Annotated in this window: 11 protein-coding genes and 1 pseudogene; 7 read left to right on the top strand and 5 right to left on the bottom strand. The window is 71.0% G+C overall.

Going from position 1 to position 10,792, the window contains the following annotated elements:
• Window positions 1–200: ATP-binding cassette domain-containing protein (locus ACZ7H1_RS36995; RefSeq protein WP_470792840.1), on the bottom strand; the 200-nt coding region annotated here is incomplete at its 3' end.
• Window positions 201–227: 27 nt separating this feature from the next.
• On the bottom strand, window positions 228–896 hold the full coding sequence (locus ACZ7H1_RS36990; protein WP_470792838.1) for a DUF4097 family beta strand repeat-containing protein: 669 nt from the start codon (window positions 894–896) through the stop codon (window positions 228–230).
• A 243-nt stretch (window positions 897–1,139) separates the two neighbouring features.
• Here ACZ7H1_RS36990 and ACZ7H1_RS36985 point away from each other — a divergent pair, with 243 nt between their 5' ends.
• Window positions 1,140–1,871, top strand: a complete 732-nt coding sequence (locus ACZ7H1_RS36985; RefSeq protein WP_470792836.1) for a helix-turn-helix domain-containing protein — start codon at window positions 1,140–1,142, stop codon at window positions 1,869–1,871.
• A 443-nt stretch (window positions 1,872–2,314) separates the two neighbouring features.
• Here ACZ7H1_RS36985 and argB read toward each other — a convergent pair.
• Window positions 2,315–3,172, bottom strand: a pseudogene (argB, locus tag ACZ7H1_RS36980) (acetylglutamate kinase); the annotation flags it as partial.
• A 426-nt stretch (window positions 3,173–3,598) separates the two neighbouring features.
• Here argB and ACZ7H1_RS36975 point away from each other — a divergent pair.
• Window positions 3,599–3,835 (top strand): MbtH family protein, encoded by a 237-nt coding sequence (locus tag ACZ7H1_RS36975; protein ID WP_470792834.1) that lies wholly within the window; start codon window positions 3,599–3,601, stop codon window positions 3,833–3,835.
• Window positions 3,836–3,935: 100 nt separating this feature from the next.
• Here ACZ7H1_RS36975 and ACZ7H1_RS36970 read toward each other — a convergent pair whose 3' ends face one another.
• A complete protein-coding gene (locus ACZ7H1_RS36970; protein WP_470792832.1) occupies window positions 3,936–5,285 on the bottom strand; it encodes a lysine N(6)-hydroxylase/L-ornithine N(5)-oxygenase family protein in 1,350 nt (449 codons plus the stop codon).
• Window positions 5,286–5,589: 304 nt separating this feature from the next.
• On the opposite strand from ACZ7H1_RS36970, the gene ACZ7H1_RS36965 reads away from it, so the two are divergent.
• Complete coding sequence (locus ACZ7H1_RS36965) at window positions 5,590–6,234, top strand: FMN-binding negative transcriptional regulator (protein ID WP_470792830.1); 645 nt, start codon at window positions 5,590–5,592, stop codon at window positions 6,232–6,234.
• Between the two features lie 27 nt (window positions 6,235–6,261).
• Here ACZ7H1_RS36965 and ACZ7H1_RS36960 read toward each other — a convergent pair whose 3' ends face one another.
• Entirely contained in the window at window positions 6,262–6,948 is a 687-nt protein-coding gene (locus ACZ7H1_RS36960) for an LmbU family transcriptional regulator (protein ID WP_470792842.1), read from the bottom strand.
• A gap of 538 nt (window positions 6,949–7,486) precedes the next feature.
• Between ACZ7H1_RS36960 and ACZ7H1_RS36955 the strand changes: the two genes are divergently transcribed.
• The 4 genes from ACZ7H1_RS36955 to ACZ7H1_RS36940 all read left to right on the top strand — a co-directional run.
• The gene (locus ACZ7H1_RS36955) at window positions 7,487–7,717 is read left to right on the top strand and encodes a hypothetical protein (protein WP_470792829.1); all 231 of its coding nucleotides are present in this window, start codon (window positions 7,487–7,489) and stop codon (window positions 7,715–7,717) included.
• Between the two features lie 181 nt (window positions 7,718–7,898).
• Entirely contained in the window at window positions 7,899–9,080 is a 1,182-nt protein-coding gene (locus ACZ7H1_RS36950; RefSeq protein ID WP_470792827.1) for a serine hydrolase domain-containing protein, read from the top strand.
• A 130-nt stretch (window positions 9,081–9,210) separates the two neighbouring features.
• Window positions 9,211–10,251, top strand: a complete 1,041-nt coding sequence (argC, locus tag ACZ7H1_RS36945) for an N-acetyl-gamma-glutamyl-phosphate reductase (protein WP_470792826.1) — start codon at window positions 9,211–9,213, stop codon at window positions 10,249–10,251.
• Window positions 10,248–10,792, top strand: a 545-nt coding sequence (locus ACZ7H1_RS36940; protein ID WP_470792824.1) for a bifunctional ornithine acetyltransferase/N-acetylglutamate synthase, incomplete at its 3' end; no start/stop codon positions are given. The genes argC and ACZ7H1_RS36940, both read left to right, overlap by 4 nt.

Genomic DNA, 10,792 nt, shown 5'->3' with positions numbered 1-10,792 from the left:
TGGCCACCGACGTGCACGGTGCCGGCATCGGCGCCGATGAGGGTGGAGAGGATCTTGACGGCGGTGGTCTTGCCGGCGCCGTTCGGACCGAGGAGGGAGAAGATCGTTCCCTCCGGGACGATCAGGTCGACGCCGTCGAGCACGCTCTTGTCGCCGTACGACTTGCGCAGCCCGTGTGCCGCGATGGCCAGGTTGGTCATGGGGAGTGCTCCTTCGGAAGCTGCGGACTAGAGGCTGTTGGCGGCGATGTCGCCGTAGGCGGTGGTCGCGCGGATGTTCAGACCGGGCGTGCCGGCGGCGTTGTTGAGCGAGTTCTGGACGCGGCCGTAGCTGGTGCCGGCGTCCAGGGCGGCGGAGACCCCGCGGGCGGCGCCCACCGAGATGTTGCCCTTCTGGGTGCTCAGGGTGACCGTCCCGCTCACGGCCTCGGCGATGCTGATGTCGCCCCGCTGGGTGCTGATCTCGGCGGAGCCGCCGAGGTGGCCGACCGAGAGGTCGCCGTCCTGGACGGTGAGGCGGACGCTCGCGGCCTCGTCGAGCTTGACCGGGCCCTGCGCGCTCTCGAAGGTGACGTCGCCGAGCCGTCCGACACCCCGGAGCTCGGCGCCGGCCGCCTTCGCCTCGACGCGGGAGCCGGCGGGCAGCTGGACGCTGACCTCGACGGAGCCCGAGGAGCCGAAGTACTGGTTCTTCGCCGGGGCGGCCGTGATCCGCAGGACGCCGTCGGCGTACTCGGCGGTGGTCTCCTTCGCCGCCGTCACGTCGCGGCTCTTGGAGGGGTCCGCGGGCAGGATCTCGACCGTCGTGTCGGACCGGTCGGCGGCGATGAACAGGATGCGTCCCGCGGGGATGTCGACGAGGGCCGAGATGGTGGCGGGGGTGTCGAACTTCTGCATGGTTCTCTCCTTCTCCGGATCGGCGGGCTTCTTGGGGCCCGCCGTTTCTGATGACGCAAACGCTACGTTGCATTCAAAGATCCGGCAACTGCATCGTTGCGCAGAATTATCATCATCGCAGGTCAGGGCGGTAAAAACGTTGCAATGGCATCGCATTTAATGCAACAGGACGAGGGTTGACCGTTGCAATGAAATGAGGGTGAACGCTATGCTGGGGACACGCACACCACGAAGGAGACCGCGATGCCGGGAGGCAGACTCACCCAGCAGGAACGTCAGCAGATCGCCCTGGGGCTGGCCGACGGCCTCGCCTACGCGGAGATCGCCAGACGCGTCGACCGTCCGACCTCGACGATCACGCGCGAGGTGATGCGCAACGGCGGCCCCACCGCCTACCGGGCCGACCTCGCCCACCGCGCCACCGAACACCGTGCCCACCGCCGCCGGCAGGCCGCGCCCCGCGACCCGAAGGCCCCGCAGGCCCACGGGCGCGACGCCGAGGCGGTGCGCGAGTACGAGGAGACGTTCACCACCGTCCTCATGGCGACGGGCCTGCCCAAGATGATGGCCCGGGTGCTGGCCAGCCTCTTCACCGCCGAATCCGGCAGCCTCACCGCGTCCGAACTGGTCCAGCGCCTCGAGGTCAGTCCGGCGTCCATCTCCAAGGCGGTCGCGTTCCTGGAGAGCCAGGGCCTGGTCCGCCGGGAGCGCGACGAACGCCGCCGCGAGCGCTACGTCGTCGACAACGACGTCTGGTACCAGTCGATGCTGGCCAGCGCCCGCTCCACCGCCCAGCTCGTCGAAACCGCGCGCCAGGGCGTCGGCATCCTCGGCCGCGACTCCGCGGCCGCCGCCCGCCTCGAGAACATCGCCCGCTTCCTCGACTTCGTCTCCGAGAGCATCACCCGTGCCGCGGAGCAGGCCCGCGACATCCTCTACGCGAAGCCCGAACGGACCCCGGACGACCGGGCCTGAGCGGCGCCGGTCCCGCCCTGTGCTCAGGGCGGGCCGGTGAACGCGGCGAAGACGTCGTCGAGTTCGTGGGTGTGCACGGTGAGCGACTCGGAGGTGAGCGCTGCCCCGTCGAGGACCGCGAGCACGGACCGCAGGGTCTCGACGCAGGCGCCGCCGGGGATCTGGAGGGTGAGCGTCCCGGGGTCGCTCCACGCGTCGCCGAGGCCCGGGCCCGATCCGGCGCCGAAGGCGGCGCCGGCGCGTTCGAGCGCGACCGCATCGGCGAACCGCAGCCGGATGAGACCGTCGGGCGGATCGTTGCGGGGCGCGGGCCAGGACCCGGGACCGCCGGACCCGGCAGGGCCGGCCGGCACCGGCTCCTCGTACGGCGGCACGATCCGCAGGCCGGGGGCGGGCGGGACCGCCGTGAGCCCGCGGCGTGCGGGGCGGCCGTCCTCGAGCGGTGCGCCGGCCGGGTCCGGGTCCGGGACGATCACCGTGCCGGCCCCGTCGTCGGTGAACAGCTCGAGCAGGACCGCGTGCGGGGTGCGGCCGTCGATCACCCGGACGGCGCCCACGCCGCCCCGCACCGCATGCAGGCAGCCGGTCATCTTGGGCAGCATGCCGTCGCTCAGCTCCGGCAGCAGCCTCTCCAGCTCGCCGGCCGTGAGCCGTTCGACGACCTCGTCGCTGTGCGGCCAGTTCGCGTACAGACCCGGGACGTCCGTCAGCATGACCAGCGCCTCGGCGTCCAGCGCGGTCGCGAGTGCCGCCGCCACGGTGTCCGCGTTGACGTTGTAGACCAGGCCGTCCTCGGCGCTGCGGGCGATCGGCGAGACCACCGGGATCCGGCCGGCCGCCAGCAGGCTGTCCAGGGCGCCGGTGTCCACGCCGGTGATGTCGCCGACCCGGCCGACGTCCACCGGCTCCCCGCCGATCCGCGGCACGTGCCGCACGGCGGTGAGCGTGTCCGCGTCCTCGCCGGTCATGCCGACGGCCAGCGGGCTGAAGCGGTTGATCAGCCCGACCAGCTCGCGCTGCACCTGGCCTGCGAGGACCATCCGCACCACGTCCATCGCGGGCGGCGAGGTGACGCGGAGCCCGGCTCTGAACTCGCGCTCCAGACCGCGCCGCGCGAGCTCGGCATCGATCTGGGGACCTCCTCCGTGCACCACCACGGGCCGCAGCCCGGCGTTGCGCAGGAAGACGACGTCGCTGGCGAAGGCCGCAGTGAGTTCCTCGTCGACCATGGCGTGTCCGCCCAGCTTGATGACGACCGTCCCGCCCTGGTGGCGGGCCAGCCAGTTGGCGCTCACAGGCACGACTCCTTCTGTGGAGGACCCCGGCCGCGGGCAGGGCCCCGGTGACCGGCGGACAAGCGCTTGAACACGGCACGAAAGCACTTGGCTGTGATGCGGGCCCTTGGGAGGGTGAATACCCTGTCGGCCCGAGCTGTGCTTGCGCCGAAATCATCGCGCGCGGACGCGGGAAAACGGAAGTCGATTTTCCGTCTACTCGCTTGAAAGGCAACTTCTTTTCCTGCTCGAGTATGCCCCGCTGTCGCGGCGCGTCCCGTCGGCAGGACAGTGTGCGGCGGATATCACGGGCAATGCACCGCAGGCCTCCACGGCGTTCCTGAAAGGTGCCATGATCTGGCCTGGCGATCTCGCCAGACTCATCCACTGATGGATGATGGTTCACTCTCCGCTCGAAAGTGAATCGTGGACGGCTCGAATTGGAGTGGATTGATGAGCAGCAACCCGTTCGACGACGCCGACGGGCAGTTCTACGTTCTGGTGAACGACGAGCAGCAGCACTCGCTCTGGCCGTCGTTCACCGGCGCTCCCGACGGCTGGCACATCGTGTTCGGCGAGGACAGCCGCGAGGCGTGCCTCTCGTACGTCGAGGAGCACTGGACCGACCTGCGGCCGAAGAGCCTGCGGGACGCGGCGGCCGTCCGCACGGTCGCCGCCGACGCCGCGTGACGTGACCGGGCGCGGCCCCGGAACGGCCAGGGGGGTGGGCCCCCGGTGCTGAAGCCACAGCACCGGGGCCCACCCCCCTGGCAGTTCCGGGGCCGTCGCCTCAGGCGACCGAGGACGCCCCCTCCACGAGGGAGGCGCGGTCCAGCTCCCGCTCGGTGCGCCGCAGCACGATCGAATCGGCGATCTCCCCGCTGCGCACCGCGATGTTCGACAGCAGGGCCGACGACAGGCCGTGGCTGTGCTCGGTGCCGCCCTGGACGTAGACCCCGCAGGTCATGTCCGTCGCGTTGACCAGGCGGTAGTCGCGCTCCACCCGGTGCTTGCCCGCCGCGTCGCGCGCGAAGTTGCGGTCGAACTCGCCGAGCAGGCGGGCCGGGTCCACACCGTCGTACCCGGTGGCGAACACCAGGGCGTCGACGGCCACCTCCTCCGTCCGGTCGTCGAGCAGCGTGCGCAGGACCACCCGCGTCTCGCTCCCGGCGCGCTTGACCTCTTCGACCCGGGTGAGGTTGCGGAAGTGCAGCCGCCGGCTGCCGCGCACCTCCTCGTCGTACGTACGCCGGTACAGGTCCCGGATGACGTCGCTGTCGACCACCGAGTAGTTGGTGTTGCGGTGGTAGCGCCAGAACGAGTCCCGGGCCCGGTCGGTGCCGAAGTAGTACTCGTCGACCGCGGTGGGGTCGAACACCTGGTTGGCGAAGGGGGTGTCGTCGGCCACGGTGTAGCCGTACGACGGGATCACCGCGGAGACCTGGGCGTGCGGCAGCGAGTCGTGGAAGAACCGGGTGATCTCGGCCGCGCTCTGTCCGGCGCCGACCACCATCACGTTCTTGAGGTCCTCCGGAGCCTGGGCGTTGTACTTGCTCAGGAACTCCGAGCTGTGCCACACCCGCTCGTCGGCCTCCATGCCCTCCGGCAGGCGCGGCACCAGGCCCGTCGAGATGGCCACGTTGCGCGCGGTGACGACGCTGATGGCGCCGTCGCTGCCGCGCACCTCGACCTCGAGGAGGTCGGGAGCGCCGGCCCCGGACTCGCTGACGGGCCGGATCGAGGTGACCTCGGCGCCGTAGGTGACCTGGTCGCCGAGGCCGGCGGCCGCCCACTCCAGGTACTGGTGGAACTCCTGCCGGGTGGGGAAGAAGTCCTGGTTGTTCACGAACTGCACCAGCCGGTTCGAGGCGTGCAGGTACGAGATGAAGCCGAACCTGGACAGCGGGTTCCGGAAGGTCGCCAGGTCCTTGAGGAACGAAATCTGCATGGTGGTCGACGGCAGCAGCATGTTCCGGTGCCAGCCGAACGTCGGCTGCCGCTCGAAGAAGTGGGACTTCACCGGATTCTCCGGCGTGCTCGCCCCGTGCTCGTCCAAGGCGATCGCGAGCGACATGTTGGACGGGCCGAACCCGATGCCGACCACGTCGTAGATCTCTTGGTTCCTACCCGTTATGCCCATAGAAAATTCTCCCGATAGCGTCTGGAAAACTCGGCCGGTGGCCCGAGAGACCGTGCTGCAGTCTTGCCCCGAAAAGCGCTCCAAAGCAACTCGAAAGCGCCGTGAAGGTCATTGGAGAGCCTCTCGAGACCCTCTGGAATCGAAATCGTTGTCCCGTCGACGGGACGCCGGTACGTTCGGCAGGGACTTTCAGAGCCTCCGTGTGGCGCCGCCGACGGCGTATGTGCCCGGAGCAATTCATGAGTCATGTCCCGGGCCATAGGCATAGCCATGCCCTGAGTCAATGCCGAAAGGGTGAATCCGGATGTTCGTGCCCGACTTCTACCGTGAACCGGACAGCTCGTGGATGGCGGATCTGATCCGCGGGAATCCACTGGCGCTCGCGGTGGCCAACGGATGTCCCCAGGACGGTCCGTTCGCCACGCACCTGCCGGTCATCTTCGATCCCGAGACGTCCGGCAACTGGACCGGCGAGCTGCCGGGAGCCACGCTCCTCGCCCACATGAACCGGGCGAATCCGCACTGGAAGGCACTGCAGGAGGGCAGCGTCCTGCTGCTGACGTTCACCGGTCCGCACTCCTACGTGTCGCCCACGGTCTACGACGTGAGTCCGGCCGCGCCGACATGGAACTTCACCGCGGTGCACGTCCGGGGCGTGGTGGAGAAGATCGACTCGATGGAGGAGACGCTGGGCGTGGTGGAGTCCACCGTGCGCGCCTTCGAAGGGGCGTTCGGCAACGGCTGGGACATGACCGAGTCGCTCGACTACTTCCGCAAGATCGCGCCGGGCGTGGGAGCCCTCCGGCTCACCGTGACCGGGGCCGAGGGCATGTTCAAGCTCAGCCAGGAGCAGCCGGTCGACGTGCGCGACCGGGTGAAGGAGTCGTTCGGACAGAGCGCGTGCAGGTACAAGCGCGAGACGGCAGGGCTGATGAGCATGCTGCCGTGACGTGCCGGAGCCCCCGGCGCCGGGGGCTCAGGCGCTGATGGCCACCGGCAGGGTCCGCTCGGCCGGGCCCTCGGGCAGCGCGTTCTCGCCGGGGGCGCCCCCGGCCGGCGCGGCCAGGCCCTTGACGGCCTTGAGCCCGGGGACCTCCTCCGGTTCCTCCGGCGTGCCGAGGTCCTCCAGGGCGCTGGCGGCCGCGCTGTCCAGGGTGGTCGTCACCCACTGCTCGAAGTCGACGCCCAGCTGCTCCGCGGCCTTGTGCCACCACTGGAGACGGCTGCCGGGGACCTCGAGGCGGCGGCTCGGGTCGGCGGCGGGAGTGCGCGGCTGCTCCACCCCCTGGCGCGTGGCGCGGATGGCGCTGCGCAGCTGCTTGGTGGTCCACTTCCGCTGCTCGGCGCGGTCGAGCCAGACGTCCTGTTCCTCGACCGGCATGGAGGCCAGCTCGGCGTGGTGCTGGAAGCTCAGGGCCGGCCGGCGCCGGCCGTGCTCGAAGCGCCGTGCGACCCAGGCGTAGTTGCGCAGGGTCTGGTACGAGAGGCCGACGGCGCGGATCCCGCGCTGGTACCGGTCGGTGTAGTGGTCCTTCCCGTACCGCAGCCAGTCCCCGAGCCACCAGGAGGACGAGTCGAGGATGTCGGCGAGCTGGCGTCCGGCCCGCTCCCACTCGTCGTAGGCCATCCCGGTCGGCATCTGCAGTCCGACCTTGGTCGTCAGTACCTGGCCCCGGCGCGGAGCGGCCCCCGCAGCGCGCGGCTGCCGGGTCGGCGGCTGCGGAAGAGCGGCTTCCGGACCGCCATGCGGCTCCGGGGTAAGACCGGCCTGACGCGCCATCATGCCTCCATCGGAAGGGTGTACATAACCGGCGAGAACTCTCGTGGGGCGGGCTGGAGCGGCGCCTGAGCGCCGTTCGAACGGCTGCACCGCCCGGGTGCCCGCTGTCCCGCCGACGGGACAGCGGGCACCCGGGCGGTGCAGCCGTGTGCCGTGTCCCCCTTTCCCGCGCATCCCTTTTCCGGGGCCGCCGGACTGGATTTCCCGCGATGCCATGGTCAACTTGAGTCCGCGTCTCGATTCCTGTGGCGACGGACTCCCGCAGTCGCGCCCCGTCCCCTGGTGCGGCGCGGGCCGTTTCCGGTCCCGTCCGTGCGAATCGATCGGCCGCCTGAATGTCGAAAATGAGCCGGTATGACGGTATTTTCGTTCCCCGGTTCGATACGGCCACGGAGGGGAGCCGTATGTGTACTTGCACGTCATGAGCATTGCTGCAGACATGCGCGACCGCGGACCGGCCGCCGCCGAGGACGTGCGGGACCGGATGCGGCCGCAGACGGCCGGCGTCCACTCCACCGGCGACGAGACGAAGCGGCCCCGGCTCGCACGGAGCGTGCCCGGCCACCACGCGGACACCCGCGCGCCGGCCGCGCTCCGCTGCGCCGGACACCGGCTGCGCTGCGCCGGCGGACTCGAGGCCCGTCAGGCGTGACCCCCGGGCGGCGCCCCCACCGGAGCGGTGAGCTCCGGCCGCCCCGGCCGGTGCGCCCGCCGGCACCTCGAGTCCCGCTCCACCGTCCGCCGGGCGCGTTCACGGAGCCTGGCACTCCCCCTTCCCGGCGGACCGCCCACGTACGACACCAGCCGACCACAGACGACTTCAGGAGCAGAGAATGACGGCACGGAAGAGAGCACGGCGCGGCGCCATAGGCCTGGCGGCACTGGCGATCACGGCGACGGCTCTGACGGCTCCCGCCCAGGCCTCGTGGGAGACGGCTCCCCCGTCCGCCCACGCGGCGACGCAGCGCGCCATCGACGCGGCCGTCGCGGCCGGTGTCACCGGCATCACCGCCGAGGCGCGGGACGACAACGGCATCTGGAAGACAGCGGCGGGCATCGGCAACCGCGAGACGGGCGCGCTGCGCGGCAAGAACGACCGGTTCCGCACCGGGCACATCACCAGCACCTTCGTCGCGACGGTCCTCCTCCAGATGGAGGCGGAGAGGAAGCTCAGCCTCGACGACACCGTGGAGCGCCACCTGCCCGGCCTCGTGACGGGCAACGGCAACGACGGCAGCGCGATCACCGTGCGGCAGCTGCTCAACCACACCAGCGGCCTGCCCGACTTCTTCGCCGACACCGAGTACGTCGACACGTACGTCCTGGGCGAGGGCTACCTCCAGCACCGGTACGAGACCCTGGCGCCCGAGAAGCGCGTGAAGGTGGCCCTCGCCCACCCGCCGGCGTTCGCGCCCGGCACCCGGCACGGGTTCTCCAACACCAACGACGTCCTGGCCGCGCTGGTCCTCCAGAAGGTCGCCGGCCGCCCGTACGAGACCGAGGTGCGCAAGCGCATCATCGACCGCCTCGGGCTCAAGTCGACGACCCACCCCGGGACCAGCACCCAGCTGCCCCAGCCGAGCGGCCGCGGCTACTCGAAGCTCTTCTTCCGCACGCAGCCGGACCGGATCGACGACGTCACCGAGGTCAACGGTTCGCAGAACTGGGGCAACGGCGACATCATCTCCAGCGCGAGAGACCTGAACCGCTTCTACGCGGCCCTGATCACCGGGAAGCTGCTGCCGCCGGCGCAGATGACGGCGCTGAAGACGACCGTCGTCAACCCCGACTTCCCGATCTCGGCCTACGGGCTCGGCATCGAGCGGCTGACGCTGGGCTGCGGCACCACCGTCTGGTACCGCGACGGGGGCACCGTCGGGTGGCTCTCCCTGGTCGCCCTCACCGACGACGGCCGCCACCAGCTCACGTTCAACTACAACAGCGACTGGCGAGCGGACGACCTCCTCGCCATCCTGAGCGCCGAGTACTGCGAGACCCCCGCGCGCAAGCGCTGAGCCAGGTCACCAGAACGCACCCTCCCGGACGGCACGCAGCCGTTGTGAGGCTGCCCTGTACGAGGCGAACGCGATCCACGGCAGAGCCCGGATCGCGGGAGAACGACATGTCCGTCAAGCAGGAGGGTTTATGACAGTGCGAGCAGCCGTGGCGGGAGCGAGCGGGTACGCGGGAGGTGAGCTCCTGCGCCTGCTCCTGGCCCACCCCGACGTGGAGATCGGTGCCCTGACCGGGCACTCCAACGCGGGACAGCGTCTCGGCACTCTGCAGCCGCACCTGACCCCGCTGGCCGGGCGGGAGGTCCAGCCCACCACTGCCGACGTCCTCAGGGGGCAGGGCCGGCGGCACGACGTGGTCTTCCTCGCCCTGCCGCACGGCCAGTCCGCCGCCGTCGCGGAGCAGCTGGGCGACGACGTGCTCGTCATCGACTGCGGCGCGGACTTCCGGCTCCGGAACGCCGCCGACTGGGAGGCGTTCTACGGCTCCCCGCACGCGGGCACCTGGCCCTACGGCCTGCCCGAACTGCCGGGTGCCCGCGCCGGGCTGGCGGGGTCCAAGCGCATCGCGGTGCCGGGCTGCTACCCCACCGCCGTCTCGCTCGCGCTGTTCCCGGCGTACGCGGAAGGCCTGGCCGAACCGGAGGCCGTCGTCGTCGCCGCATCCGGCACCTCGGGTGCGGGCAAGGCCGCCAAGCCGCACCTGCTCGGCTCGGAGGTGATGGGCTCCATGAGCCCGTACGGCGTCGGCGGCGTGCACCGCCACACCCCCGAGATGATCCAGAACCTGTCCGCCGCGGCCGGCCGCCGGGTGTCGGTGTCCTTCACCCCGACGCTGGCGCCGATGCCCCGCGGCATCCTCGCCACCTGCTCCGCCAAGGCCGTCCCCGGCACCACCGCGCAGTCCGTGCGCGCCGCGTACGAGAAGGCGTACGCCGACGAGCCGTTCGTGCACCTGCTGCCCGAAGGCCAGTGGCCGGCGACCGGCTCGGTCCACGGTTCCAACGCCGTGCAGGTGCAGGTCGCGTACGACGCGGCCGCCGGCCGGATCATCGCGATCAGCGCCCTCGACAACCTCACCAAGGGCACCGCCGGAGGGGCCGTCCAGAGCATGAACATCGCCCTGGGCCTCGACGAGGAACTGGGGCTCTCCACGATCGGAGTCGCACCTTGAGTGCCACCGCAGCACGAGGCTTCACGGCGGCGGGCATCGCCGCAGGAATCAAGCAGAACGGCAACCCGGACCTGGCGCTCGTCGTCAACAACGGGCCGCGCCACGCCGCCGCGGGCGTATTCACCTCCAACCGGGTGCAGGCCGCCCCCGTCCAGTGGTCCCGGCAGGCGCTCGCGGACGGCCGGATCCGCGCGGTCGTGCTCAACTCCGGCGGGGCCAACGCCTGCACCGGCCCGCAGGGCACCAACGACACGTACGACACCGCCGCGAAGGCCGCCGAGCTGCTCGCCCTGGAACCGGCGGACGTGGCGGTCTGTTCCACCGGGCTCATCGGCGTCCTGCTGCCCATGGACCGGGTCCTGGCCGGCGTCGAGACCGCCGTCACCCGGCTGTCCGGCTCCGGCGGCGAGGACGCGGCCATCGCCATCAAGACCACCGACTCGGTGCACAAGACGGCCGTGGTGACGCGCGAGGGCTGGACGGTCGGCGGGATGGCCAAGGGCGCGGGCATGCTCGCGCCGGGCCTGGCCACGATGCTGGT

The organism is Streptomyces sp. NPDC037401 (genome assembly GCF_055602345.1).
Note: the sequence above shows the minus strand (reverse complement) of the source record. Positions and strands in the feature narration are given on the sequence as shown.

Bases quoted from the DNA above. Each gene is read 5' to 3' on its own strand.
- ACZ7H1_RS36970 (WP_470792832.1), bottom strand. From the start codon at position 5,285: ATGGGCATAACGGGTAGGAACCAAGAGATCTACGACGTGGTCGGCATC.
- ACZ7H1_RS36955 (WP_470792829.1), top strand. From the start codon at position 7,487: ATGAGCATTGCTGCAGACATGCGCGACCGCGGACCGGCCGCCGCCGAG.
- ACZ7H1_RS36950 (WP_470792827.1), top strand. From the start codon at position 7,899: ATGACGGCACGGAAGAGAGCACGGCGCGGCGCCATAGGCCTGGCGGCA.
- ACZ7H1_RS36990 (WP_470792838.1), bottom strand. From the start codon at position 896: ATGCAGAAGTTCGACACCCCCGCCACCATCTCGGCCCTCGTCGACATC.
- argC (WP_470792826.1), top strand. From the start codon at position 9,211: ATGACAGTGCGAGCAGCCGTGGCGGGAGCGAGCGGGTACGCGGGAGGT.
- ACZ7H1_RS36975 (WP_470792834.1), top strand. From the start codon at position 3,599: ATGAGCAGCAACCCGTTCGACGACGCCGACGGGCAGTTCTACGTTCTG.
- ACZ7H1_RS36985 (WP_470792836.1), top strand. From the start codon at position 1,140: ATGCCGGGAGGCAGACTCACCCAGCAGGAACGTCAGCAGATCGCCCTG.
- ACZ7H1_RS36965 (WP_470792830.1), top strand. From the start codon at position 5,590: ATGTTCGTGCCCGACTTCTACCGTGAACCGGACAGCTCGTGGATGGCG.